General features: G+C 72.7%; 21 protein-coding genes. 11 read left to right on the top strand and 10 right to left on the bottom strand.

All coding sequences use genetic code 11. The annotated features are described in order from the left end of the window. The first annotated feature begins 110 nt into the window (after positions 1 to 110). The 6 genes from Afe05nite_RS25785 to Afe05nite_RS25760 are packed head-to-tail and all read left to right on the top strand — an operon-like array spanning position 111 to position 11,950. Positions 111 to 4,166, top strand: coding sequence for a non-ribosomal peptide synthetase (locus tag Afe05nite_RS25785; protein WP_203819777.1), 4,056 nt, complete (start codon positions 111 to 113; stop codon positions 4,164 to 4,166). A 53-nt stretch (positions 4,167 to 4,219) separates the two neighbouring features. Next, the gene (locus Afe05nite_RS25780; RefSeq protein WP_203819776.1) at positions 4,220 to 7,531 is read left to right on the top strand and encodes a non-ribosomal peptide synthetase; all 3,312 of its coding nucleotides are present in this window, start codon (positions 4,220 to 4,222) and stop codon (positions 7,529 to 7,531) included. Positions 7,532 to 7,541: 10 nt separating this feature from the next. Beyond that, entirely contained in the window at positions 7,542 to 8,696 is a 1,155-nt protein-coding gene (locus Afe05nite_RS25775) for an acyl-CoA dehydrogenase family protein (protein ID WP_203819775.1), read from the top strand. Beyond that, the gene (locus Afe05nite_RS25770) at positions 8,693 to 9,787 is read left to right on the top strand and encodes an acyl-CoA dehydrogenase family protein (RefSeq protein WP_203819774.1); all 1,095 of its coding nucleotides are present in this window, start codon (positions 8,693 to 8,695) and stop codon (positions 9,785 to 9,787) included. The genes Afe05nite_RS25775 and Afe05nite_RS25770 overlap by 4 nt, the downstream gene beginning before the upstream one ends. Positions 9,788 to 9,794: 7 nt before the next feature. Then, entirely contained in the window at positions 9,795 to 10,706 is a 912-nt protein-coding gene (gene cysD, locus Afe05nite_RS25765; protein ID WP_203819773.1) for a sulfate adenylyltransferase subunit CysD, read from the top strand. Beyond that, positions 10,706 to 11,950: a sulfate adenylyltransferase subunit 1 gene (locus tag Afe05nite_RS25760; RefSeq protein WP_203819772.1), complete on the top strand. Its 1,245-nt coding sequence runs from the start codon at positions 10,706 to 10,708 to the stop codon at positions 11,948 to 11,950. Before cysD ends, Afe05nite_RS25760 begins: the two co-directional genes overlap by 1 nt. A gap of 75 nt (positions 11,951 to 12,025) precedes the next feature. Here Afe05nite_RS25760 and Afe05nite_RS25755 read toward each other — a convergent pair whose 3' ends face one another. Continuing rightward, positions 12,026 to 12,337 carry a phosphopantetheine-binding protein gene (locus Afe05nite_RS25755; protein WP_203819771.1) on the bottom strand — a complete coding sequence of 104 codons (312 nt, stop codon included), beginning with the start codon at positions 12,335 to 12,337 and terminating at the stop codon, positions 12,026 to 12,028. Between the two features lie 281 nt (positions 12,338 to 12,618). On the opposite strand from Afe05nite_RS25755, the gene Afe05nite_RS25750 reads away from it, so the two are divergent. Both Afe05nite_RS25750 and Afe05nite_RS25745 read left to right on the top strand, forming a co-directional pair. Next, complete coding sequence (locus Afe05nite_RS25750) at positions 12,619 to 13,287, top strand: response regulator (protein WP_203819770.1); 669 nt, start codon at positions 12,619 to 12,621, stop codon at positions 13,285 to 13,287. An 89-nt stretch (positions 13,288 to 13,376) separates the two neighbouring features. Continuing rightward, a complete protein-coding gene (locus Afe05nite_RS25745; protein ID WP_203819769.1) occupies positions 13,377 to 15,500 on the top strand; it encodes an amino acid adenylation domain-containing protein in 2,124 nt (707 codons plus the stop codon). 30 nt (positions 15,501 to 15,530) lie between these two features. On the opposite strand, the gene Afe05nite_RS25740 is transcribed toward Afe05nite_RS25745, so the two are convergent. Continuing rightward, complete coding sequence (locus tag Afe05nite_RS25740) at positions 15,531 to 15,905, bottom strand: ArsR/SmtB family transcription factor (RefSeq protein WP_203819768.1); 375 nt, start codon at positions 15,903 to 15,905, stop codon at positions 15,531 to 15,533. A 277-nt stretch (positions 15,906 to 16,182) separates the two neighbouring features. On the opposite strand from Afe05nite_RS25740, the gene Afe05nite_RS25735 reads away from it, so the two are divergent. Continuing rightward, the gene (locus Afe05nite_RS25735) at positions 16,183 to 17,871 is read left to right on the top strand and encodes a SulP family inorganic anion transporter (RefSeq protein ID WP_438868865.1); all 1,689 of its coding nucleotides are present in this window, start codon (positions 16,183 to 16,185) and stop codon (positions 17,869 to 17,871) included. A gap of 8 nt (positions 17,872 to 17,879) precedes the next feature. On the opposite strand, the gene Afe05nite_RS25730 is transcribed toward Afe05nite_RS25735, so the two are convergent. Beyond that, on the bottom strand, positions 17,880 to 18,578 hold the full coding sequence (locus Afe05nite_RS25730) for an alpha/beta hydrolase (protein WP_203819767.1): 699 nt from the start codon (positions 18,576 to 18,578) through the stop codon (positions 17,880 to 17,882). Between the two features lie 68 nt (positions 18,579 to 18,646). Between Afe05nite_RS25730 and Afe05nite_RS25725 the strand changes: the two genes are divergently transcribed. Further along, complete coding sequence (locus Afe05nite_RS25725; protein ID WP_239118186.1) at positions 18,647 to 19,231, top strand: TetR/AcrR family transcriptional regulator; 585 nt, start codon at positions 18,647 to 18,649, stop codon at positions 19,229 to 19,231. An 8-nt stretch (positions 19,232 to 19,239) separates the two neighbouring features. Here the strand turns inward: Afe05nite_RS25725 and Afe05nite_RS25720 are convergent, their stop codons facing one another. Next, the gene (locus tag Afe05nite_RS25720) at positions 19,240 to 20,259 is read right to left on the bottom strand and encodes a helix-turn-helix transcriptional regulator (RefSeq protein WP_203819805.1); all 1,020 of its coding nucleotides are present in this window, start codon (positions 20,257 to 20,259) and stop codon (positions 19,240 to 19,242) included. 62 nt (positions 20,260 to 20,321) lie between these two features. Here Afe05nite_RS25720 and Afe05nite_RS25715 point away from each other — a divergent pair, with 62 nt between their 5' ends. Continuing rightward, positions 20,322 to 20,792, top strand: a complete 471-nt coding sequence (locus tag Afe05nite_RS25715; protein WP_203819765.1) for a VOC family protein — start codon at positions 20,322 to 20,324, stop codon at positions 20,790 to 20,792. A 127-nt stretch (positions 20,793 to 20,919) separates the two neighbouring features. Here the strand turns inward: Afe05nite_RS25715 and Afe05nite_RS25710 are convergent, their stop codons facing one another. The 6 genes from Afe05nite_RS25710 to Afe05nite_RS25685 form a co-directional block, all read right to left on the bottom strand. Beyond that, positions 20,920 to 21,555, bottom strand: coding sequence for a class F sortase (locus Afe05nite_RS25710; RefSeq protein WP_203819764.1), 636 nt, complete (start codon positions 21,553 to 21,555; stop codon positions 20,920 to 20,922). Beyond that, positions 21,552 to 22,355, bottom strand: coding sequence for a GVDTG sorting domain-containing protein (locus Afe05nite_RS25705; RefSeq protein ID WP_203819763.1), 804 nt, complete (start codon positions 22,353 to 22,355; stop codon positions 21,552 to 21,554). Before Afe05nite_RS25705 ends, Afe05nite_RS25710 begins: the two co-directional genes overlap by 4 nt. Before the next feature lie 25 nt (positions 22,356 to 22,380). Next, entirely contained in the window at positions 22,381 to 23,907 is a 1,527-nt protein-coding gene (locus Afe05nite_RS25700; protein ID WP_203819762.1) for a protein kinase domain-containing protein, read from the bottom strand. Positions 23,908 to 23,995: 88 nt separating this feature from the next. Next, positions 23,996 to 24,736: an anti-sigma factor gene (locus Afe05nite_RS25695; protein WP_203819761.1), complete on the bottom strand. Its 741-nt coding sequence runs from the start codon at positions 24,734 to 24,736 to the stop codon at positions 23,996 to 23,998. After that, positions 24,733 to 25,347: a sigma-70 family RNA polymerase sigma factor gene (locus tag Afe05nite_RS25690; RefSeq protein WP_203819760.1), complete on the bottom strand. Its 615-nt coding sequence runs from the start codon at positions 25,345 to 25,347 to the stop codon at positions 24,733 to 24,735. The genes Afe05nite_RS25695 and Afe05nite_RS25690 overlap by 4 nt, the downstream gene beginning before the upstream one ends. A 71-nt stretch (positions 25,348 to 25,418) precedes the next feature. Further along, positions 25,419 to 26,018 (bottom strand): alpha/beta hydrolase, encoded by a 600-nt coding sequence (locus tag Afe05nite_RS25685; RefSeq protein WP_203819759.1) that lies wholly within the window; start codon positions 26,016 to 26,018, stop codon positions 25,419 to 25,421. Between the last annotated feature and the right edge of the window lie 103 nt (positions 26,019 to 26,121).

Raw genomic sequence — 26,121 nt, 5'->3', positions numbered from 1 at the left:
GACGGCCTACCCGGATCGGGTAGTTCAGCCGTACCCCACCCTGTTTCCTGACGGCCGGTAATCATCCTGGCAGGACTGACTGATCGCGGTCGCCTTCCTAGCGTGGGGGCATGACCGAAGCAGACGTCTCGGCCGGCCTCCGGGACCGCGGCACCGAACTCTCCGACGTGAAGCGGGCGCTGCTGGAACGGCACCTGCGCCGGCAGCGGGCCGCGGTCGAGCAACCGTTGTCGAGAGTGTCCCGCGACGAGCCGCTGCTGCCGTCGTTCCAGCAGGAGGGGATGTTCTTCCTCGACCGTCTGAACGACGACTCGGTGGTCTACCAGCTGGTCTTCCCGATCGGGCTGACCGGTCGGCTGGACCGGGACCGGCTCACCTCGGCACTGCGGGCGCTGATCGCCCGGCACGAGTCGCTGCGGACCCGCTTCACGCTGCTCGACGGCGTCCCGCACCAGCTGATCGAGCCGGCCGGCGAGCCGGATCTGCCGGTCGTCGACCTGTCCGGCGAGGACGACCCGCGGGCCGCCGCGACCGCGCTGATCGACGCCGAGACCGAGCGGCCCTTCGACCTGCAGGCCGGCCCGCTGCTGCGGACGGCCCTGCTGCGGCTCGCCGCCGAGGAACACGTCCTGCTCCTGTCCGTGCACCACATCGTCCTGGACGGCTGGTCGTACGGCGTCCTGCACGACGAGCTCGCGACGCTCTACGCCGACCCCGCCGCCGTCCTGCCCGCTCTTGCGTTGCAACCGGCCGACGTGGCCGCCTGGCAGCGCCGCCGACTGTCCGGCGCCACGCTGGACCGCGAGCTCGGCTACTGGCGCGACCGGCTGGCCGGACTGTCCACCCTGGACTTCCCGGCCGATCGGCCCCGGCCCGCCCGGCGCACCTGGGCCGGCGCCACCTTCCAGACCGAGCTGCCCGCCGCGCTCGGCGAGCGGGCCCGCCGGTTCGCCACCGACCGCCGGGTGTCCTTCCTGGCCACTCTCTCGGCGGCGCTGGTCGTGGTGCTCGCCCGCTACACCCGGCAGGACGACGTGGCGATCGGCTCGGTGTTCTCCGGCCGCAGCCGGCCCGAGTTCGAGCCCCTCGTCGGCTATTTCGCGAACACCGTGGTGCTGCGCTTCGACGCCGCCGGCGACCCGTCCTTCGGAGAGCTGGTGAGCCGGGCCAACGACGTGGTGCTGGGCGCCACCGAACACCAGGACGTGCCGTTCAGCATGGTGGTCGACGCGCTGCGCCCGCCCCGCGACCCGGGCACCACCCCGCTGTTCCAGGTGAGCATGTCGTTGCAGCCGGCCGCGGTGGCGGACGTCGGCGGGGCGCTCGGCGACCTCAGGACCACGATGCTTCCCACCACCGCCGCGGACCGGGCTCGTTTCGACGTGAGCGTCACCCTCGCGGAGCAGCCGGGCGGGGCGATCGGGGTCACCGTCGAGTACGCCACCGAACTGTTCGACGCCGGCCGGATGCACCAGCTCGTCGAGCACCTGACCGGGATCCTCGAGCACGGCGTCACCGACCCGGACCGCCCGGTGGCCGAGTTCCCGCTGGTCCTCGACGAGCAGCGGGCGGCGCTGCTGAGCCGCTACGACGGGCCGGTCCGCGAGGTGCCGGCGACCACGATCCCGGCGCTGTTCGCCGCGCAGGTGGCCGCCCGTGGCGACGAGGTCGCCCTGGTCGCGGGGGACGAGGAGATCACGTACGCGGAACTCGACAGGCGCAGCAACCGGATCGCCCGCCTGCTGCACGCCCAGGGGGCCGGGCCGGGCCGGTTCGCCGGGCTGTGCCTGCCCCGCGGCGTGGACCTGGTGGCCGCGATCCTCGGCGTCCTCAAGTCCGGTGCCGCCTTCCTGGTGCTCGACCCGCAGCACCCGCCGATGCGGCTGGCCGGCATCGTGGCCGACGCCGAGCCGGTCGCCCTGCTCGTGCACTCCGGCACGGCGGAACTGTTCGAGGCGGCCGCGCCCCCCGCGTACGCCCTCGACGACCCGGCCGTGCTCGCCGAGTTCCCCGGCCGGCCGGTCGAGTCGACCGCCGGCCCGGCCGATCTGGCCTACGTGCTCTACACCTCGGGGAGCACCGGCACCCCCAAGGGCGTCCTGATCGAGCACCGCCACGTCGTCAACTTCATCGACTCGGTACGGGAGCTGTTCGAGCTGACCCCGGCCGACCGGGTGCTCGGCTTCGCGTCGTTCACCTTCGACGTGTCGGTGTTCGAGACCTTCTCCGCCCTGCTCACCGGGGCCCGCCTCTGTCTGGCGCTGGACGACGAGCGCACCGACCCGGCCCGGCTGCAGCGGCTGCTCGAGTCGCGCGCCGTCACCGTCACCGACCTGCCCCCGTCGGTCATGGCCCTGCTCGACCCGGACCGGCTGCCCGCGCTGCGGATCGTCTTCGTCGGCGGCGAGGCCTTCGACGGTGAGCTGGTCAACCGGTGGAACCCGGGCCGCCGGCTGTTCAACGGCTACGGGCCGACCGAATGCACGGTCACCATGATCGTGCAGGAGTGCGCGGGCCGGTGGACGGGTCAGCCGCCGATCGGGCTGCCGATGGCGAACCACGTCGCGCACGTGCTGGACGGCCACGGCAACCTGGTGCCGCCCGGGGTGCCCGGCGAGCTGGTGATCGGCGGTGCCGGGCTGGCCCGCGGCTATCTGAGGCGGCCCGAGCTGACCGCCGAGAAGTTCGTCCCGGATCCGTTCGGCACGGCCCCCGACGGTCGCCTCTATCACACCGGTGACCTGGTGAAACGGCTGCCGGACGGGGCGCTGATGTTCCTCGGCCGGATCGACGCGCAGGTCAAGCTGCGGGGTCTGCGCATCGAACTCGGCGAGATCGAGCACGCCCTGCTCTCGCATCCGGCGATCGCCCAGGCCAGCGTGGGCGTGCTCGACCCGGGCACCGGCGGGGCGCGGCTGGTGGCCTGGATCGCCCCGCGCGGGGGTGCCGCACCGCCCGAGCACGAGCTGCGCGAGCACCTGGTCGAGCGGCTGCCGCTGCACATGATCCCGAGCGCCTTCGCGGTGCTCGCCGAGTTGCCGCTGACCAGCAGCGGCAAGGTGGACCGCCGGGCGCTGCCGGATCCCGGCGCCGCCGCCGGCCGGGGCCGACCGCCGGCCACCACCACCGAACACCGGCTGGCGGAGATCTGGGCCGAGCTGTTGCCGGACGCCGGCGAAGCGGACCGGGTCGACGCCGAGGAGAGCTTCTTCGCCGCGGGCGGGAACTCGCTGCACCTGATGCGCCTGATCGTGCTGGTCCAGCAGCGCTTCGGGGTGGATCTGCACCTGCGGCAGCTCTACACCAGCAGCACCCTCGCCGGGATCGCCGCGACGATCGACCGCGGCGGCGCCGGCGACCCCACCGGGTCCGACCCCACCGGACCCGACCCCACCGGGCCCGCCGCGACCGGGTCCGACCCGCTGATCCCGCTCAACGGCACCGGCTCCGGCGAGCCGCTGTTCCTGGTCCACGCGGTCGGCGGCACCGTGGTGCCGTACCTCCAACTGGCCGACCGGCTGGCCGGGCAGCGCGACGTGTACGGCCTCGAAGCGCCCGGCCTGGACGGCTCGCGGCCGCCGCTGACGACCGTCGACGAGATGGCCGCCACCTATCTCGAGCATCTGCGGCGGGTCCGGCCCACCGGCCGGGTCCGGGTCGGCGGCTGGTCGATCGGCGGGATCATCGCGCACGAGATGGCGGTCCGGCTGCGCGCCGAGGGCGCCGACGTCGAGCTCTACCTGCTGGACACCCCGGCGCCGGCCGGCGAGGCGCCGCTGCCGGACGACGGTGAACTGCTGGCCGCGTTCGTCGCCGACGTCTGCGCGCTGCAGGACATCCCGGCGCCCGACCTGACCGGGCGCCCGCCGGCGGACCCGGACGCGGTCGCCGCCGTCCTCGAACGGATCGGTGCCCTGCCGGCCGGGTTACGCGACCACCTGGCCGCGCGGATCGCCGTCTTCGTGGCCGACTCGCTCGCCTACCGCAGCCACCGGGCCGGGGTCTTCGACGGGCCGGCGACGCTGATCACCGCGACCGCCTCCGACCCGGCCGACGCCGCCCGCTGGCACGAGCTCCTGCCGTCGGCCCACCAGGAAACCGTGGACGGCACCCACTACACGTTCCTCAGCCGCGCCGACACGGTCGCGGCGGCACTGCGCAAATGAGCGGACCGGAAGACGAATCGATACCGGATGGTGTCTCGGATGGGAGTACGGGCGTGAGTGACATCATGAAGCGGCTGGCCAAGCTACCCGCCGACAAGCGCAGCGAGATCCTTGCGCTGCTGCTCGGCGACTCCGACGACGAGGGCGCCGGTGAGCTGGTCCCGCGCGCGCCCGGGGCCCGGACCCCGCTGTCGTTCGCCCAGCAGACGCTGTGGTTCCTCGACCGGCTCGCGCCCGGTCAGCAGACCTACAACGTGCCGCTGTGCTTCGAGATCGGCGGCCCGCTCGACGTGCCGGCGCTGGAACGCGCGCTGGGCGCGGTGATCGCCCGGCACGAGGCGCTGCGGACCCACCTCGACGAGGACGCCGAGGGACCGGTCCAGGTGATCGACGACCGGCTTCCGCTCGAGCTGCCGGTGCTCGACGTGGCCGCCACCGACGTACCGGACGAGGTGGCCCGGCTCGCGGCCCGACCGTTCGACCTGCAGCGGGCCCCGCTGTGGCGGGCGCACCTGCTGCGCAGCGGCGCCGAGCGGCACCACCTGCTCTTCACCGTGCACCACGTGGTCTTCGACGGCTGGTCGCTCGGGGTCTTCGCGGAGGACCTGGGCGCGCTGTACGCCGCCGAATGCTCCGGCACCGGGTCCCCGCTCGAACCGCTCGCCGCCCAGTACGCCGACTACGCGATCTGGCAGCGCGACCGGCTGGCCGGCGACGAGCTGGACACCCTGCAGACCTTCTGGCGCGAGCGGCTGACCGGCGCGGCGACCCTGGAGTTCCCCACCGACCGGCCGCGCCCGGCCGAGATGACCTACACCGGCCGGCTGCTGCGCCGGACCCTGCGCGGTGCGCCCCACGACAAACTGGTCGAGCTGGCCCGATCGGCCGGCACCACGCCGTACACGGTCTATCTGGCCGCCTTCTTCGCCCTGCTGCAGCGCTACACCAATCAGGACGACCTGGTGATCGGCTCGCCGTCGGCCAACCGGGACCGGCCGGAGATCGAGCAGACCGTCGGTTTCTTCGTCACCATGCTGCCGTTGCGGGTGGACGCGGGCGGCGACCCGACGTTGCGCGAGATGGTCGAGCGGGTCCGCACCGTGGTGCAGGAGTCGATCGGGCACGGCGGCCTGCCGTTCGACCGGCTGGTCGAAGCGGTCCGCCCGGTCCGCGACCCGTCCCGGTCGCCGATCTTCCAGGTCGCCTTCACCTTCCAGAACGCCGGCCGCGACCTGACCCTGCCGGATCTGGACGTCCACCGGGTGCCGGTCGACCCGGGCTCGTCGCGGTTCGACATGAGCTGGAACGTGCTCGAGGGCCCGGACGGCATCCACCTCGAGGTCGAGTTCAACACCGACCTGTTCGACGCCGAGACGATCGACGCGCTGATCGCCGACTACGGCGTCCTGCTCGCCGCGACGGTGTCCGCCGCGGACACCAAGGTCGCCGCGGTCGACCTGCTGGACGACGCCGAGCGGGACGCGTTGCTGCACCGGTGGAACGGCCCGCGCCGGGAGGTGCCGGACACCACGGTGCCGCGGATGTTCGCCGACCGGGTGGCGGCGGACCCGGACGCGGTCGCGCTCGTGGTCGGCACCGACGAGATCAGCTACGCCGAGCTGGACCGCCGGTCGAACCGGCTGGCCCGGATGCTGAGCGCGAGCGGCGCCCGGCCGGGCGAACTGGTCGCGCTGAGCCTGCCGCGCGGCGCCGACCTGGTCGTGTCGATCCTGGCCGTCCTCAAGGCCGGGGCCGCCTATCTGCCGCTCGACCCGAAGAACCCGGCGGCCCGGCTCGCGGCCATCCTGGACGACGCCCGTCCGGTGGTCACGCTGGCCACCGGGGAGACTGCCGGGAACCTGCCGGTGGACGGGTCCGGTGTGCTGCTGCTCGACGACGACACGCTGCTCGGCGAGCTCGCCGGGATGCCGGACAGCCCGCCGGACTGCCCGGCCACGGCCGCCGACCTGGCCTACGTGATCTACACCTCCGGCAGCACCGGCGTACCCAAAGGGGTGTTGCTCGAGCACCGGAACGTCGTCAACTTCATCGGGTCGGTCCAGGAGCTGTTCGAGCTGACCCCGGCCGACCGGGTGCTGGGCTTCGCCGCGCACACCTTCGACGTCTCGGTGTTCGAGACCTTCGCCGCCCTGCTCACCGGCGCCCGGCTGCACCTCGCCACCGGCGACGACCGGCTGGACATCGAACGCCTGCAGGGCCTGCTGGAGCGGGACGGGATCACCGTGGTCGACCTGCCGCCCTCGATGATGGCGCTGCTCGACCCGGACCGCCTGCCGCGGCTGCGGATCGTGTTCGTCGGCGGCGAGGCGTTCCCCGGCGACCTGGTCAACCGGTGGTCGCCGGGCCGGCGCTTCTTCAACGGGTACGGCCCGACCGAGTGCACGGTCACCATGATCGTGCAGGAGTGCGCCGGGCACTGGGACACGTCCCCGCCGATCGGGCTGCCGATGGCCAACCACGTGGCGCACGTGCTCGACCCGGCCGGCAACCTGGTGCCGCTGGGCGTGCCGGGGGAGCTCGTGATCGGCGGCGCCGGGCTGGCCCGCGGCTACCTCAAGCGGACCGAGCTGACCGCCGAGAAGTTCGTCCCCGACCCGTTCGGCACCGCCCCGGGCGGGCGGCTCTATCACACCGGCGACCTGGTCAAGCGGGACCGCGACGGGGCCCTGGTCTTCCTCGGCCGGATCGACCAGCAGGTCAAGATCCGGGGACTGCGCATCGAGCTGGGCGAGATCGAGGCGCAGCTCGACCGGCTCGACGAGGTGGTGCAGAGCGTGGTGCAGCCGTGGACCGACGACCGGGGGGAGAAGCAGCTCGTCGGCTACGTCACCGCGGCCAAGCCGGGCATCGACCCGGCGGCGATCCGGGCCGCCCTCGCCGAGCATCTGCCGTCCTACATGGTGCCGGCGCACGTCCTGGTGCTCACCGAACTCCCGTTGACCACCAGCGGCAAGGTCAACCGGGCCGCGCTGCCGGCGCCGCAGGTGAGCACCGACACCGCCGAACGCCCGGTGCGGTACGCCGACGAGATCGAGCGGACCATCGCCGAGGACATCTTCGCGCCGGTCCTCGGCGTCCCGCGGGTCGACCCGTTCGGCAACTTCTTCGAGCTCGGCGGGCACAGCCTCGGTGCCGCGCAGGCGGTGTCCCGGCTGCGCCGGGCCTACCCGGTGGAGATCAGTCTGGCCGACTTCTTCCGCGCCCCGCACGTGCACGCGCTGGCCGAGCTCACCCGGGCCCAGCTGGCCGCCAAACCGAGCGAGGACGACCTGCTGCAGATGATCGAGTCGATGACCGACGAGGAGGCGGCCCGGCTGCTGGCCGCCGACGGCGACGAGCGCTGAGGAGCACGCCATGGAATTCGGTTTCACCGCGGACCAGACCCGGTTCCGGACGCGGGTGCGGTGCCGCTTCGCCGACGACCGGGTCCGCGACGCCCTGCGGCGCGTCCGGGCCCAGGGGGTACGCGAGCCGGACACCCGCCCGCTCTATCGGGTGCTCGGCGATCTGGGGTTGCTGGCGGTGGGCTGGCCCGCGGAGTACGGCGGGGGCGGCCGGGACCCGATCGAGACCGCGATCGCCATCGAGGAACTGGTCCGGGCCGGCATCCCGGACACGATGCACGTCAACACCATCCAGATCGTCGGGCTGTTCCTGCTGCTCGCCGGCACCGAGGAGCAGAAGCGGGCGCACCTGCCCGCGATGGCCCGCGGCGAGAAGTTCGCCAGCGTGCTCTACACCGAACCGGAGTCGGGTTCCGACCTCGGGTCGTTGCGGACCACCGCGACCCCCGACGGGGACGGCTGGCGGCTGCACGGGGAGAAGGTGTTCAGCCTCAAGAGCGACGTGACCGACCTCGGGCTGTGCGCCGCGCGGACCGGGCCGGGCACCTACGACGGCATCTCGCTGTTCCTGGTCGACCTGCACGCCGACGGGGTGCGGGTCGAGCCGATCGCGAGCATCGCCGACGAGGACTTCCACCGGATCCGGCTGGACGGCGTCCGGGTCGGGGCCGGTGATCTGCTGGGCGAGACCGGCGGTGGCTGGCCGCTGCTCACCCGGGCCCTCGCCGTCGAGCGGACCGGCCTGGACTACACCCTCAAGGCCGAACGCTGGCTGCGGGCGGTCCGCGACGGCATGCCGGATCCGGACGACCTGTTCCTGGCCGGGCTGGGCCGCAACGCGGCCCGGCTGGAGGCGAGCCGGTTGCTGAGCTGGCGGGTGCTGACCGGCGGCCCGGACGTCGACGAGGTGGCGGCCGCCGTGGCCAAGCTCTACAGCAGCGAGCTGGCTCAGGAGGTGGCCGGCTGGGCCGCCGAGGTGTACGGGTTCGGCTACGGCCGGGCCTGGCTGGACAACGAGCGCGTCGACCTGCTGGAGGCGGCGTACCGGGAGGCACCCGGTCTCACCCTGTCGGCGGGCACGTCGGAGGTGATGCTCCAGATCATCGGCAGCGTCGGCCTGGACGCTTACCTCCCGGCGGGCAAGTCGGATGGAGGAAAACGGTGAACGTCGACATCGATCCCGTCCAGCAGCGGCTCGGGCAGGTGGTGTCCGCCCGGTTGAGCACCGCCGGTCTGGACGAGGCCGTGCTGCGTGCCCCCGACGCGGTCCCACGCGGTCCGGCCGACCGCAACTGGACCGCGCTGCGGGACATCGACGCGCCGACGTTCGACGCACCGCTCGAGGCCGGCGGGGTCGAACTGGGGCTGTCCGCGAGCACCCTGATCGCCGAACGGCTGGGCCGGGCCGGCGTCGCCTCGCCCTATCTGGCCGTCGCCCTGGCGATCGACGCGGCGGCGGCCGGCGAGGCGGAGATGCTCGCCAGCCTGGTCGCCGGGAACATCGCGGTGGCGGCCGCCGGCTTCGAGTCGGTGACGTTCGAGTCGGCCCCGTCCGCCGCCGTGGCCGACCGCCTCGGCTGGTACGTCGAGGGTTCGCTGCCGGTCGAACCCAGCGCGGCGGACGCCGTGCTGCTGCCGGTCTGGCTGGACGGCCGCGACGACCTCGGGCTGATCCTGCTCGGCTACGACACCCTCAAGTGGACGGCGCTGCCCGCGGCGCCCGGCGGCACCGGCACCGCCAAGCTGTCCGGGGCGTTGTGCGAGCCGTCCGCGCTGCTCTGCCGGCTCGCGCCGGAGACCGGGTGCGCCGAGGGGCCGCTGGGCCGGGCCCGGGTCCGCCAGGCCGCCTACCTGGTCGGGCTGGCGCACGGCGCGCTGGCCGCCACGGTGGAGCACGCCGAGCGGCGGCGGCAGTTCGACCGGCCGCTGCGGGACTTCTCCTCGGTGCGGTTCCGGCTCGGCCAGGCCCACGCCGAGATCGAGGCGGCCCGCCTGCTGACCGCCCGGGCCGCGTGGCTGGCCGACTCGGGGCGGCCGTTCGCGGTGGCCTCGACCGAGGTCCTGGCGCTGGCCGCCGAGGTGGCCCGCGACACCGGCCGGCTGGCCATGCAGGTCGGCGGGGCGCGCAGCCTGACCGCCCTGCTGCCGCTGCACCGCTTCTACCTGCGTATCCGGCTCGAGGTGACCCGCTTCGGCCGGCCGGACCAGTTGTGGACGACCGCCGGGAGGCGCCGGATGACCGACGAGGAGACGTGAGCGGGCGATGACCAACCCGACCCTGCGACTTTCGCACCTGCTGGCCCTGGAGGCCGAGGCGGTGCACATCATGCGTGAGGTGGTGGCGGAGACCGAGAATCCGGCGCTGCTGTTCTCCGGCGGCAAGGACTCGGTCGTGCTGCTGCACCTCGCGAAGCTGGCGTTCTGGCCGGCCCGGGTGCCGTTCCCGGTGGTGCACATCGACACCGGGCACAACTTTCCCGAGGTGCTGACGTTCCGCGACGAGTACGTGGCGACCGTCGGCGTCCGGCTGATCGTCGGGTCGGTACCGGAGGCGATCGCGGCCGGCACCGTCCGGGAGGCCCCGGGCGTCGAGTCGCGCAACTCGGCGCAGACCCCGGTGCTGCTGGAAACGGTGCAGAAGCACCGGTTCGACGCGCTCTTCGGCGGGGCCCGCCGCGACGAGGAGAAGGCCCGGGCCAAGGAGCGGGTCTTCTCGGTACGCGACGAGTTCGGCCAGTGGGATCCGAAGAACCAGCGCCCGGAGCTGTGGGACCTCTACAACGGTCAGCTCCAGCCGGGCGGTCATCTGCGGGTGTTCCCGCTGTCCAACTGGACCGAGACCGACGTGTGGCAGTACATCGCGGACCGCGACATCGCCCTCCCGCCGCTGTACTACGCGCACGAGCGGACGGTGTTCGAACGCGACGGGATGCTGTTCGCCGACAACGAGTTCCTGACCCGCCGCGCCGGTGAGCAGACCCGTACCGAGAAGGTGCGGTTCCGCACCGTCGGCGACATGACCTGCACCGGCGCCGTGCGCTCGACTGCCTCCAGCAACGCCGACGTGCTGGCCGAGATCGCCGCGAGCCGGCTCACCGAGCGCGGTGCCACCCGCGCGGACGACCGGGCCAACGAGACCGCCATGGAAGACCGCAAGCGGGAGGGCTACTTCTGATGGACATCCTGCGACTGGCCACGGCGGGTTCCGTGGACGACGGGAAGAGCACGCTGATCGGCCGGCTGCTCTACGACACGCACGCCGCGCAGCAGGACCAGATCGAGGCGGTGGGCCGGGCCAGCCGGCGGATGGGCGGGGAGGACCTCAACCTGGCGCTGCTCACCGACGGACTCAAGGCCGAACGGGAGCAGGGCATCACCATCGACGTGGCGTACCGCTACTTCGCGACCGCCCGGCGCAAGTTCATCATCGCCGACACCCCGGGGCACGTGCAGTACACCCGGAACATGGTCACCGGGGCGTCGACCGCGGAACTGGCCGTCGTGCTGGTCGACGCGCGCCACGGGATGACCGAGCAGAGCCGCCGGCATGCGCTGATCTGCTCGCTGCTGGGCGTGCCGCACCTGGTGCTGGCGGTCAACAAGATGGACCTGGTCGATTACGACCAGGCGGCGTTCCAGCGGATCGACGAGGAGTTCACCCGGTTCTCCGCCCGGCTGCGGATCCCGGACCTGAGCGTCATCCCGATCTCCGCGCTGCAGGGCGACAACGTCGTCCGGCGTACGACCCGGATGCCCTGGTACGAGGGTTCGTCGCTGCTGCACCACCTGGAGCAGGTGCACGTGGCGGCCGACCAGAACCTGATCGACCTGCGGTTCCCGGTGCAGTACGTGATCCGGCCGTACCGCGACGAGTACCACGACTACCGCGGCTACGCCGGCAAGATCGCCGCCGGTGTGCTCCGGGTCGGTGACGAGGTGATCGCCCTGCCCAGCGGGATGACCAGCACGGTGACCGCGATCGACACCCCGGCCGGGGAGGCGGCGGAGGCGTTCGCCGGCATGTCGGTCACCGTCCGGCTGGCCGACGACATCGACCTGTCCCGCGGCGACGTGCTCACCCGGCTCAACAACCAGCCGCGGACCACGCAGGACGTCGACGCGATGCTCTGCTGGATGTCCCGCGAGGAGCTGCGCCCGGGGATGCGGGTGCTGGTCAAGCACACCACCCGGACCGTTCCCGCGGTGGTCAAGCAGGTGCGGTACCGGATGGACGTGAACACGCTGCACCGGACCGAGGCGGACGCGCTGGGCTTCAACGAGATCGGCCGGGTGCGGCTGCGGACCACCCAGCCGATCATGTGCGACGACTATCAGCGCAGCCGGGCGACGGGTGGCTTCATCCTGATCGAACCGGCCACCAAGCTGACTCTGGCCGGCGGGATGATCCGGCTGGACTGACTCGGCCGGACCGACCCGCTGGGCCCACGACGACGGTCCCGCCGCCTCGGCCGAGGCGGCGGGACCGTCGTGCTCTCAGGACGAGGGGATGTCGGTCAGTACCCGAACCGCCACGGCGGCCCGGCGCCGGATCCGCGCACCGGCGGGGCCGGCGGTGATCGCCGCGCAGAAACCTTCGATAGTCGGGTGGGCGAAAAAGGGCCCGGTCTCCAGATGTACGCCGAAGATGTCCTGCAATCTGCCCCTACATCGGGCGACCAGCAGGGAATGCGCCCCGAGCGTGAAAATACTTTTCGTGACATCCGTGACGGGCTCGTCGAGGAATTCGGTCCAGGTCAGCGCGACGACGCGTTCGACGTCGTCGCCGGGCGGTCGGCCGGTGCTCATTGCCGCAGCCTAGGAGGCCTGGTGGAGCGCCACGTCAGCGTCATGTGGACCCCCGCGTGCACGTCGTGTGGACGTCGCGGTCATCCGGGTCATCGACCATCGTACTGGGCGTACGAGCGGTCCCGTAAAGGGCGCGACCATCCGCTAACCGGCGTAATCGGAAATTACCTATCCACATCGTCCAATACGAATATGCAACCGATTACGTACACCCAGGGTTACCTGCCAACGACCCAGGGTAGCTCCAACCGTGAAGTCGATATTGGACAAGGGAGGTCGGCATGCCCTTGCGGGTATTGCTGTGTGACGACCGGCCGCTGGTTCTGGACGGGCTCAGTTCGCTGCTCGGGCAGGAGGAGGACATCGAGGTCATCGGCACCACCAGCAGCGGGATGCAAGCGATCATGCTGATCCGCGAGCATCTCCCGCAGGTGGTGGTCACCGGGCTCAGCCTGCAGCAGATCCAGGGCATCGACCTCATCCGCAAGATTCGCTCCGAGGACCTCGACCCGGCGCCGCGGATCATCGTCTTCGCCATCAACGACATCGACGACGGCGTCGCCGAGGCGATGCACGCCGGGGCCAGCGGCCTGCTCGCCGACGACGCCAGCCGGGAGGAGATGGCGATGGCGATCCGTGCCGTCGCCCGGGGCCAGGCCATGCTCGGCCCGCGGATCGCCCAGCGGCTGATGGAGTGGTTCCGCGAGCACGACGTGCAGTCCAAGATCAAGGCCGACATGCCCGTCGGTACCGTCCTCACCCCCCGGGAGAAGGAGATCCTCATGCTGACCGCGCACGGGATGTCCACCGAGGACATCGCCACCGAACTGTTCATCGGGCCCGCGACCGTGCGCACCCATCTCTACCGGCTGCGGGTGAAGCTCCAGCTCAAGGACCGCGCCCAGCTCGTGTCGTTCGCGTTCCGGGCCGGCATCGTCGACCCGATGTGACGAACACCCCGGCCGGTAAACGCCAGGCTTACCCCGAGGTTCAGCGTGACGCTGGCCGCTCCCGGTCCGGCTCTGCCTAGCCTGAGGTCATGGCGGACCTCGACTCCCGTGCCCTTGCCCCCGAGACCGGCGGCGTGGTCGTCGACTTCGGCGACGACCGCAGCGTGCCCGAGCGGATCACCGCCCAGGCCGCTGCCACCCCGAACGCGATCGCGCTGCGCGCCGGCGACCGGGACGTCACGTACGCCGAACTGGAGCGCCGCGGCAACCAGGTCGCGCACCGTCTGCTCGCCCTGGGCGTCGGCGCCGACGACATCGTGGCGGTCCTCGCCGAACGCGGCATCGACATGGTCGTCAGCCTGGTGGGCATCGAGAAGGCCGGCGCGGCGTACCTGCCGCTGGACTGCGACCATCCGCCGCAGCGGCTGACCTTCCTGCTCGCGGACACCGACGCGAAGGCCGTCCTCACCCACGCCGATGCCGCCGACCGGCTGCCGCCCACCGATCGGCCGGTCATCCGGGTCGACACCGACGAGGAACTGACCCGGCAGCCGGGCACCGATCCGGGGGTGCGGCCGGGCGCGGACGACCTGGCCTACGTCATCTACACCTCGGGCTCCACCGGGAACCCCAAGGGCGTCATGGTCGGGCACGCGGCGATCCGCAACCGGCTGCAGTGGATGCAGAGCGAATACCCGATCGGGCCGGGCAACACCGTGCTGCAGAAGACGCCGTACACGTTCGACGTGTCGGTCTGGGAGTTCTTCTGGCCGCTGATGACCGGCGCCCGGATGGTGCTGGCCCGGCCCGGCGGGCACCGCGACAACCCGTACCTGATCTCGCTGATCGAGGCGGAACGGGTGGACACGCTGCACTTCGTGCCGTCCATGCTGCGGTACTTCCTGAACACCGAGGGAGCCGCCGGGGTCACCGCGCCGGCCCGGGTGTTCTGCAGCGGTGAGGCGCTCCCGGCCGACCTGCGGGACCGCTTCTTCGCCGTGCTGCCCGGCACCGAGCTGCACAACCTCTACGGTCCGACCGAGGCGGCCGTCGACGTCACCTACTGGCAGTGCCGGCCCGCCGACACCGACCGCACCGTGCCGATCGGCCGGCCGATCGCCAACATGCGGTGCTACATCCTCGGCCCGGACGACCGGCCGGTGCCGCCGGGCGCCGAGGGCGAGCTGCATCTGGCCGGCATCGGGCTGGCCCGTGGCTACCTCGACCGGCCCGAGCTCACCGCCGAGAAGTTCCCGCCCGACCCGCTGGGCGGCGGCCGGATGTACCGCACCGGCGACATCGCCCGGTGGCGGCCGGACGGCACCATCGAATACCTCGGCCGCACCGACGGGCAGGTCAAACTCAACGGCCAGCGGATCGAGACCGGCGAGATCGAATCGGCCCTGCTCGGCTGCCCCGGCGTCACCGGCGCCGCGGTGACGCTCGACCGGAGCGACGACACCGCCCGGCTCGTCGGCTATGTCACCGGACCCGACCCGGCCGACCCGGCCGCCGGCAAAACCCTGGTGGGACTGCTCGCCGACCGGCTGCCGCCGGCCCTGGTGCCCGCCGTCCTGCTGGTGATCCCCGAATTCCCGATGACCAGCAGCGGCAAGCTGGACCGCAAGCGGCTGCCCGCCCCCGCGGACGCCGAGACCGGCCCGGCGGGCTGCCTGGTGCCGCTCACCCCGCCGGCCGGCGGCCCGGCCTGGTTCTGGATCCATCCCACCGACGGCGAGGTCGGGCGGTACGCCACGCTCACCGCCGGCCGGACCGCGTACGGCCTGGAGGCGTACGGGCTGGACGAGGGTGAACCGCTCGACACGGTGCCCGCGATCGCCGCCCGGCACCTCGCCGAGATCCGCTCGGTCCAGCCGGCCGGGCCGTACCGCCTGGGTGGCTGGCAGGCGGGCGCGCTCATCGCGTACGAGATCGCGGTGCGCCTGCGGGCCGCCGGAGCCGAGGTCGCCGCGCTCGTGCTGCTGGCCCCCGAGGCCGCGGGCGCCGCCGACGACTCGCCCGTCGAGGTCGCCACCGCCCGAGCCGTCGCCGGCTACCGGCCGCCCGCCTTCGACGGCCCGGTCACCCTGGTCCGCACCGGCCCGGCCCGCTGGACGCCCCCGGCCCTCCTCGACGACCACGTGGTCGACACCGGCGAGCGCACCCTGCTCGAATCGCCCGTCGTGGCCCGGCTGGTGGCCGGCCTTCACTAGCTCGACAGCACGGCCGGCCCTGGCGACAGGTCATCGCGAGCCGGACACGTCCCGCTGAGCTTCCCCGTGCTCGACGCCGATCCGGGCCTGCAGTTCGGTGAGAAGGTCGTCGCGGTCGGCGAGGAGCTCGCTCAGGATCCGCCGCGCGGCGGCCAGCAGATCGAGCACGGCCGGCGTGCTGAGTGCGTACATGACCGATCCGCCGTCGCGGTAGGACACCACGATGCCGGCCCGGCGCAGCACGGCCAGCTGCTGCGAGAGGCTGGACGGCTCGATGTCGATCTCGGTCAGCAGATCACGGACCGACAGCGGGCCCGGCTGCAGCAACTCCAGGACCCGGATGCGGACCGGGTGCCCGAGAGTGCGGAACAGCTCGGCCTTCGCCTGGTACAGCGGCACCGACACGAGCGTCCCCCAACGTGATCAACCGCCGCATCCACAGGCGGGTTCAGCGCCGCCGACACTCACCCGGGGCGGTGCGTAGCAGTCCCGCCAGGTTACACCGCGGCGCGGCGGAACCCGGTCGGGTGACGAGCCGGGGGTGGCCCTCGACTCACCCAGTAGTTGAAAAGTTTTGCAATTGATAAAGTCTGCGTCAGTTCTGGTGAAGACGGGAGAGGGGCGGTGCGGCGTGGCGGTTCCGCCTCCCGGGCGACGGCTGTGGTCCCGCCGCCCGACGACCTTGCTGCGGCTGGTCAACACCGCCGGCCGGGCCGGCGCGGCGCGGGCCGGTGGCCTGCTGCCGCAGCGCTCGGACTGGCTGGCCGCGCGGCGTTCGCACCGCACCGACGTGGTCGCCGGCCTGACCGTGGCGGTGGTCGCGTTGCCGCTGGCACTGGCCTTCGGCGTCGCTTCCGGGCTGGGCGCGCGGGCCGGTCTGGTGACCGCGGTGCTGGCGGGCGCGATCGCCGCCATCTTCGGCGGCTCCAGCCTGCAGGTCTCCGGCCCGACCGGGGCGATGACCGTCGTGCTGCTGCCGATCCTGGCGAAGTTCGGGACGTCCGGTGTGCTGATGGTCGGGATGATGGCCGGCGTCGTGCTGATCCTCACCGCGTTCGCCGGACTCGGCCGCTACGTGCGCTACCTGCCCACACCGGTGATCGAGGGGTTCACCGCCGGCATCGCCGTGGTGATCGCGCTGCAGCAGGTTCCGGCCGCACTCGGCGTCACCGGCGCCCACGGGGCCAAGACCTGGGCGGTCGCCGCCGACGCGGTACGCCGGTTCGCCGCCGACCCGCACCCCGTACCCGTGCTGGTCGCCGCCGGGGTGGCCGCGACCATGCTGCTCGGCTCGCGGTGGCGTCCCGGGCTGCCGTTCTCCCTGATCGCGGTGGCCGCCGCGACGATCGCGGCGCAGGCGACCCCGTCCGGTCTGGCCGTCATCGGCAAGCTGCCGCCCGGTCTGCCCGCCCCGTCGCCGGCCTTCCTCGACCCGCACGCGGTCACCATGCTGCTGCCCTCGGCCCTGGCGGTCGCGGCGCTGGCCGGGCTGGAGAGCCTGCTGTCGGCGACGGTCGCCGACGCGATGAGCGTCGGCGAGCGTCACGACCCCGACCGCGAGCTGTTCGGTCAGGGACTGGCCAACCTCGTGGTCCCCCTGTTCGGCGGCATGCCGGCGACCGCGGCGATCGCCCGGACCGCGGTCAACGTCCGGGCCGGTGCCGGTTCGAAACTCGCGGCGCTCACCCACGCGATCGTGCTGGCCCTGATCGTGCTCGTCGGTGCACCGCTGGTCGCGCACATCCCGCTGGCCGCCCTCGCCGGTGTGCTCCTGGCGACCACGATCCGGATGGTCGAGGCCGGTTCGCTGCTCGCGGTCGCCCGCTCCACCCGGCGGGACGCCCTGGTCCTGGCCCTGACGTTCGTCGTCACGGTGGCCGTGGACCTGGTCACCGCGGTCGCGGTCGGTCTCGGCGTGGCGGTGGTCCTCGCCCTGCGGGCGGTCGCCCGCTCCGCGCGCCTGCAGCGGGTCGAGCTGGACCCGGGCGACCACTCGGCCGAGGAACAGCGGCTGCTCGCCGAGCACATCGTCGCGTACCGGCTCGACGGGCCTCTGTTCTTCGCCGCCGCCCACCACTTCCTGCTGGAACTGTCCGAGGTCGCCGACGTACGCGTGGCGATCCTGCGGATGTCCCGCGTCACCACGGTCGACGCGACCGGGGCGCACGTCCTCGGCGACGCGATCAGCCGGCTGCAACGACGAGGCATCACCGTGCTGCTGTCCGGCATCTCCGACGGCCACCAGCGAATCCTCGACACCCTCGGCGTGGCCGAGCGGCTACGCCGGGACGGCCACGTCTTCCCGGACACCCCGTCGGCCATCGCGCACGCCCGTACCCATGTCGAATCCCAGGCGGCAACCCCGGGGTGACCGCCCGGTCACCGCAGTCCGGCCAGGATGTCGGCGACGGCCTGCGGCCGCGACAGGAACGGGTGGTGGCCGGTGGGCAGCTCGACGACCTTGTCGGCGCGCCGGGCGAACTCGCGCTGGGCCGCCACCGGGGTACCGCGATCGTCGGTGCACACCACGTACGTCGTCGGCAGGTCGGGCCACGCCACCTGCCGCACCGGCTGCTGGGTGACGGCGATCGTCTGCCGGGCCAGGCGGTCCGCCCCCGCCCGGACGAGGTCCGGCGGGCAGTCCTGCACGAACGTCTCGGCGAACAGCCGCGGTACCGCGCCGAACGTGCCCCCCTCGGGGTCGAAGTCGAGGAACGGCGGCGGTTCCGCGGCGCCGAAGGTCGACAGCGACTCGCCCGGCTCGGGCAGGTAGCTCGACACGAAAACCAGGTGCCGCACCGACTTGACGCCCACCGCGGCCTCGGCCGCGACGATCCCGCCGTAGCTGTGTCCCACGACCACGGTCGGCTCGTCGCTGCCGGCCAGCACCGCCCGTACCGCCGCGACGTCCTCGGGCAGACCGGGACCGTCCGTCCCGGCGGGCCGGTCGCCCTCCCCGCAGCTCGGCAGCAGGGGCGCGACGCTGCCGATGCCACGCTCGCGCAACGCCTCGGCGGCCGGGTGCCACCACCAGTCGCCGTCTCGGACACACGCGCCGTGCACGAACACCACTCGCATAGCTGACCCCTTTTTCCGCTCTGCGATCAACGTTAGACGTATCGCGAGTTACGTGAAAAAGTGAGGTGGTGGGCCGCCGCAGACAACCCGAGATCCGCGACCGCATCCTCGAGGCCTGCGTCGATCACGCGCTCGCCCACGGCCTGCCCGACCGCCTCGAACCGTTCGTGACGGCGTCCGGCTCCTCGACCCGCATGCTGATCTACCACTTCGGCACCCGGGACGCGCTGCTGCGGGAAACCCTGCGCCGGGCGCGGCAACGGCAGCGCGACTTCTACGGCGAGCTGTTGTGCCCCAGACCCGGCGAGCCCTACCTGACGACGCTGCGCCGCACGTGGCAGGCCATGACCGGGGCCGAGGGCCGCCCCTACCTCAGCATGTTCGGCAAGCTCCGCGAGGACTCCGAACAGCGGTTGTGGCCCGACTTCCGGCGCGAGGCCACCACCGACTGGCTGCAGCCCCTCGAGGACGGCATGCGTACGCTCGGCCGCCCCGAGCTCGCCACCCTCGTGCTGGCGGTCATCCGCGGCCTGATCATGGACATCGAGGCCACCGCCGACACCGGGCGAGCCGACCAGGCCTTCGACGACTTCCTGGCCGCACTCGCCCTCCTCGCCACCCCCGGCGAAGCCGACCCGGTCGGGCCGCTGTGACAGCAGGGCTACTGCGTGCTCGTTCGACGTGCGGAGTCCTCGATGAGGCGGCGTCCGAGTTCGTGAACCACGTCATGCAGTTCCGGGGGCTGCTCGATGACAAAGGGCCGGTCCAGGGCGGCCAGTGTGGTGGCGACCCAGTCGAGGCGTTCGGCCCGCAGGAACACCCTCAGCCAGCCGTCGCCTCCGGTGGCGTCGGAGGCCGGCGTCACCGAGGCCAGGGTGTCCGGTATCCGCGTCTGCACGTATTCCGGATCCGCGTTGATGAGCACCGACACCTCGTGCCGCCACGGGGCCGCCGTCAGCGGTCCGACGACCTGCGCGACCGGGTCCAGGTCGCCCGGCGCGGCGAAGGTGACCGACCGCACCTGCAGACCAGTCATCCGGTCCAGGCGAAAGGTGCGCAGCGCGCGGCGGTCGACGTCGAAGCCGGTCAGGTAGAGCAGACCGCGATGCGCCACCACCCCATGCGGCTGCACCTGCCGCTGTCCCGAGCGACCCTGCCGAGGCTGGTAATCGAATGCCACGAGCCGCCGGTCTCGTGCCGCCTCGGCCAGGTCGAGCAGCGTCCGGGCATCCCGGGGGCCGCGTGCGGTCACGCCCTCGTCGTTCCGGCCGCCGGCGCCCGGTACGCCGGTGAAATCCACCGTGTCCAATACCGCGTCGATCCGCCGTGCGAGCGTGTCCGGTAACACCCTGCGCACCTTGGCCATCGCGTTGTCCACCGCGAGCGATGATGCCGGGCCGGCGTGGGAACGCCGGTCGAACAGCAGCGCCCAGACGACGGCCAGGGCCTCTTCGTCGGTCAGCATCAGCGGCGGCATGCGGTAATGCCGGGCCAGACGGTAGCCGCCGTACCGGCCCCGAACCGCGTCCACCGGAATGTCCAGCTCGCGCAGATGCTCGACATAACGGCGAACGGTACGGTCGTCCACCCCGAGACGCTCGGCAAGATCAGCGACCGTGTGGGTCCCGCCGGCCTGCAGCAACTCGAGGAGAGCCAGCACTCGTGCGGTCGGTCGCGCCATGCCCGCAATGTTGCCCACAATACCGGGCGGAAACTGACCCCTATCCCCTCTACCGTCGTCGCATGACTTCACCCACTACCGTTCAGCTCGCCTCCGTACGCGTCATCACCGAGGACCTTCCCCGCCTCGTTCGGTTCTACCAAGTCCTCACCGGCGCCACACCGCAGTACCTGACCGACGACTTCGTCGAGCTGGTGACACCATCCGCGACCTTTGCGGTCAGCAGCCCCGAGCGCGTGGCATTCATCACCACGAACACTCCCCGAGGAGGTGCCAACAACAGCGCCATCGTCGAGTTCCTCGTCGACGACACCGAAGCCCTGTACCAGAGACTCGTCGCCGAGTTCGGGAACGACCTCGACGTGGTTCAACCTCCCACGATGATGCCCTGGGGCAACCTGTCGGCCCTGATCCGCGACCCGGACGGGGCGCTGATCAACCTCTACACGCCGATCACACCGCAAGGACAGCAGCTCCAGCGGAACCGCACCCCCCGGGAGCTGGGCCAGGGACCCGTTCGGACACTGCAGTAAAAGTGCTACCAATTGCCCGATCAGCTGATTGATCTCACCCGTCTCCATCGCCTCTACCAAGGCCATCCAGCACGCGTAACTCCAGCTCAGGAACCGGTCACCGAACTACGCAACCACCCTGTGCCGGCTATTCGGTCGAGCGGAGTTCGGCGTAGGCGACGATGTTGTCGGTGTAGTGACCGGTGCGGGTGTCGAAGTCGCCGCCGCAGGTGATCAGGCGTAGTCCGGCGTGGTCGATGGCGCCGTAGACCGCAGTGGCGGGGAACCTGTCTTTGGCGTAGCGGTCCACGTCGGTGACGGTGAAGACGGCGGTGATGCCGTCCTGCCGGGTCACCTCCACCTGATCGCCGGGGTGCAGGGTGGACAGCCGGGCGAACGTGCCGTCGGCGCCCTTGTAGTTGACGTGGCCGGCGAGCACGGCGGGTCCGAGCGCGCCGGGCGTGGGGGCCCCGGTGTACCAGCCGACGGTGTGCGCGTCGGTGGGCACCTGCATGCTGCCGTCCGGGTTCTGGCCGAGGCCGGTCACCGCTTCGTCGACGCGCAGCGCGGGAATCCGTACCCGGGTCGGCGGGGACGTGGGCAGCAGATCGCCGCGGGTGAGCGCGGAAGCAGCGGCAGCGGAGGAGGCGGCGGAGCGGGCGACGGCGGGGGAGGAGGGCATCGACCGCGGCGGCTCGGCGGCCGGCCGGTAGTGGTGGCCGACGGCGATCGCCGCCACCCCGGCGACCACCAGGACCGCGGCGAGCACCCGGGCGCGGATCATCGCTGGTTGCGGCTCGGCACGTAGGAACGGCGGCGGGTGACCACGACGATGCCGAGGGCCGCGAGCAGTGCCAGACCGCCGGTGCCGTACCAGACCGCGGCCCGGTCGCGGGTGCTGCCGTCGCCGGTGGCCACGCCGCCGACCGGCACCGATCCGGCGGCGGCACCGGAGACCATGCCGCACAGGGCCGGGTCGGTGGCCTCCTCGGGGATGCCGGTGAGCCCGGCCGACTTGGCGAGGGTCGATTCGCCGAGCCCGGCCATGTCGTACTTTCCGTTGCCGTCGGCGTCCACGCCGTGCTGGACGATGTGCAGGTCCTTGAGATGCTCGACGGTGCCCGGGGGCAGGTCGGCGGCGGCGATGGTCCGGTCGTACCGCAGATTGCCGGAGGCGTCGGCGACCGGCATCCGGTCGACGGCGAGGCCGCTGGCCTTGGCGGTGTCACCCGCGGTGGTCAGCGAGACGAAGATGTCGCCGTAGACCGGCATGCCCTCCTCGGTGCTGACGTAGCCGTTGCCGTCGCGGTCGGCGCTCATGTCGGGGCAGTGGAAGTCCATCCCGGCGGTCGAGCCGTGCAGGTGCTGGGCATGCGGTGAGTTCGGCACGAGGCCCCTCGATCGGATGCTGATCCGCAGGTCGCCGCGGTCGGTGGCGGTGAGCGTGGCGGTGCCGCTCGCCCCGGAGTGGTTGAGCTCGAGCAGTTTGACCTGCACGCTCTCGTCGGCGAGCGCGGCGGTCGGGGTGGCCAGCAGCAGCGTGGCCACGACCGGGGCGGTGAGCAGGGCACGGCGGAACGTCATGGCGTCTTCTTTCCGGGCTCGACGATCAGGGGGCGGAGGCGAACAGATCCACAAGCTGCTTCTGTACGGGCAGGGCCGGCGTCCAGCCCGCGTCGGCGACGCTCCAGCGCAACAGGAAGGAGCGCTCGTCGGTGGTGGCGACCAGGACCCGGCGTACGTGCAGCGTGGTGTCGGAGTCCGGCCGCCAGGTGTACTCCCAGTCGGCACCGCCGCGTTTGAGCAGCAGGACGCCCATGCTGACGCGCCGGTAGCCGGGTATCCCGCCGTCCTTCTCGCGGGCCTGCCAGTAGGCGAGCGGCTGCTGGGTGCGCACCGGCGACTGGTTGACGGTGAACGCCCGCAGCCCGGCCGGGTCGCTGAAGCAGACCTCGTTGCCGCTGGTGGAGCGCTGCCAGCCGGTGGGCAGGGCGAGCGCGAATCCGGCCGGGTCGCGAAACCAGATCCAGCGCGCCGGCAGTCCGGCCGGCACCCGGGTGGTCGCCGCGGCGACGGGCTGCCGGGCGCCGCCGGTGCCGCACAGATCACCGGCCGGGACCGGGGGCGTCGCGGCGGGAGCGGCCGATTCCAGCGTGGCGGGCCGGGCCGGCTCGGCGTGCCGTGCCCGGGCGGCGTACGCGCCACCCCCGGTGACCAGCAGGGTCGTCGAGAGAGCGGCGACCACCAGCCCGCGGCGGTGGCGCCTCGGCGGGCTGACCGTGGCCCGGCCCCGGGCCACCGGGACGGGTGCCGTGCCGACCGCCGGTAACCGGGGATCGGCGATCCGCGCGCCGGCGGCGATCGCCGCCAGCCAGGCCGAGGTCTGTTCGGCGTCGGGCCGCCGGTCCGGTTCCTTGTCGAGCAGGGCCAGCAGCACGGGGGCCAGGGGCCCGGCCCGCAGCGGCGGGTCGGGGTCGTCGGCGAGCAGCGCGCGCAGGGAGGCCTGGACGTCCTCGCGGGCGAACGGGGCCCGGCCCTCGACCGCGGCGTAGAGGGTGGCGCCCAGGGACCAGAGATCGGCCGGTACGCCCGCGTCCTCGGCGCGCAGCCGTTCCGGGGCCACGTAGTACGGCGTACCCAGCTGCGGGTCCGGCCCGCCGCCCGACCGATCGCTGATGGTCGCCAGGCCGAAGTCGGTGAGCATGATCCGCCCGTCGGCGGCGAGCAGGATGTTTCCCGGTTTGACGTCGCGGTGCAGGACTCCGGCGGCGTGGGCGCTGCGCAGGGCGGAAAGCACCCGGGCGCCGACCCGGGCGGCGGCCTCGGGGGCCAGCGGCCCCTCGCCGCCGATCACCTGTTGCAGGGAACGGGCCTCGACGTACTCCATCACCAGCCACGAGCGGTCCTGTTGCCAGACGACGTCGTAGACGGTGATCACGCCGGGGTGGTCGAGCCGGGCGGCGGCCCGGGCCTCGCGCATGGTCTGGGTCGCCGCCAGGGCGGTGGACGCCACGGTGATCTCCTTGACCGCCACGACCCGCTGGAGGAGTTGGTCCTCGGCGCGCCAGACCCGGCCCATCCCGCCCGAGCCGACCAGTTCGAGCAGCCGGTACCGGCCGCCCACCAGGTCGTTCATCACCGTCTCCGATCCGTCGCGTGGGAGGGATTCGGAACCGTCGGTGGGGCGGATGGGTCACGATCGGGCCGGCGAGCCGGGAGGCACCTCAGGCGAGCTCCACGAGCGCGTCCAGTGGCGTCGTCGGAGTTGCCGAACCGGGCGCGGGCTCGACCGTGACGCCCACCTCCGACGAGCCCGGCAGGCCGTCGACGATCTGCACGATCACCGACTGACCGATGGCCAGCACCCCGGCCGACGACGGCTTACCGGCGCGGATCGTCCAGAGCTGGTAGACCCGGCCGGGGGCCGGCGCGCCGGTCGCGGCCAGCATGATCACACCGGCGTCGCTGAGCCGGGAGCTGGCCACCGTGACCCGGCCACCGCTGTTCAGCCGCTGTTCGCGTACCACCAGATCGGGCGCGGCGAGGACGGCCCGGACCCGCGCCTCGCCGGCCCTGGCGGCCTCGGCGACCTGGCGCTCCCGGCTGATCCGATGCTCCTGCACCGCGTAGACCGGCACGCCGACGGCGGCCGCCGCGGCCAGCACCGCCGCCGCGGCGACCAGCCGCATCCGGCGTGGCGGCCGGGCCGCGGTGACCGGGGCCACCGGTTCGGCCGGCGGAAGCTGGCGGGTGTGCGCGATGGCGGTCATGACGCTGTCGCGCAGTCCGGGCGGCGGCACCGACCAGGCTCCGTCGGCCAGCCGGGCGGCGATCTCGCGCAGTTCGGCGGTCTCGCTCCGGCAGTCCTCGCACTCGCTCAGGTGCCGTTCGAACGCGGCCCTCTCGAGGTCGTCGACCGCGTCCAGCGCATAGGCGCCGATCAGGGAGTGCACGTGGGCGCTCATGCCGCCACCCCCACCGAGAGGCAGTCACGCAGCCGGGTCAGCCCGTCACGCATCCTCGATTTGATCGTCGGGAGCGGCACGCCGAGCAGATCGGCGACCTGCGGGTAGGTGTTGCCCTTGTAGTACGCCAGGGTGACCGCCTCGCGCTGGAGCTCGGTCAACTCGTCCAGGCAGTGCCGCACCTGCTGGCGTTCGAGGCGGACGGCGACCTCCTCGGCCACCGCGTCGAACGGGGTGTCGATCGCGGCCGCGCCGACGCGTACGGTCCGGTTGGTGGACGCCTGCTCGGCCCGGGCCCGGTCGACCGACCGGCGGTGCGCGATCGTGAAGATCCACGCGGTCGGCGAGCCCCGGTCCGGGTCGAACTGCGACGCCGAGCGCCACACCTCGACGAGAACCTCCTGGGCCACCTCCTCGGCCTGGGCCGGGTCGCGCAGCACCCGCCGGACGAGGCCGTAGACGCGCGGCGCCACCAGCTCGTACAGCTTGCCGAAGGCCTTCTCGTCGCCGCGGGAGACGTCCTGCAGCAACGCTGCCGCGTCCGGGGCCGGCTCCGGGTCGGGCACCGATCTGAGGTGCTCGGGCCGCCGGTTGGTGTCGCGCTCGCCCATGGTTGCCATCCTTCTTGCGGAACGTACCGCTCAGGGCGGTATTCGGAGCGGTACCCCCACCGGATGGGTGGTCACCCTCGCGGGCGCGGGGCGGTGACGAAGCCGGTCACGAGGCGCTGCCAGACCAGCGGGTGCCGCAGCATGGTGTGCCCGTCGCCGTCGACCCGGACGAACCGGGCACCTGTCCGGGCGGCGTAGGAGCTGGCGGCCGCCGGGTCGGTGACGTGATCGCGGGACCCGTGGATGATCAATGTCGGCGCCGGCTGGGCGGGCACCGGCTCGCCCGGCTCGATCCACGGGGCGAGCGCGCACACCCCGGCCACGTCCGGGTCGCCGGCCAGCCGCAACGCGACCCGGCCGCCCATCGAGTGACCGACCACGACGATCGGTGCGCCCGGATGCCGGCGGCGGGCCTCGGCGAGCGCCCAGCGGGCGTCGATCACCGGGTCCTCGGCGGGTGCGTTCCAACCCTGTACGCGATAACGCAGCACCCAGACCGCCACGCCGGAACCGCGGGTGGCCCGCGCGGCGCCCACGGCGAAGGGGACCATGCGCGCCCATGCGGGACCGCGGCGGGCCGGCCTGGTGCCGTGCTCCCGGCCGCCGTGCAGCAGCAGGACCACGGCACGGCCGTCGCGGGCGGGACCGCGTACCTCGACTGTCGGTGACATCGCCACGTCTCCGCTCCGGAACCGGACAGGGGCCGGATCGCCACCGATCCGCGGGCCACCGCGCTCCGAAGCACCTTCTGTCGAGCGTCAGGAGAGGGGAGAG

The sequence above is a fragment of the Paractinoplanes ferrugineus genome, assembly GCF_016862195.1.
Lineage (GTDB): Bacteria > Actinomycetota > Actinomycetes > Mycobacteriales > Micromonosporaceae > Actinoplanes > Actinoplanes ferrugineus.
The sequence above is the reverse complement of the archived record's forward strand: the minus strand, read 5'-3'. Positions and strand labels throughout refer to the sequence as shown.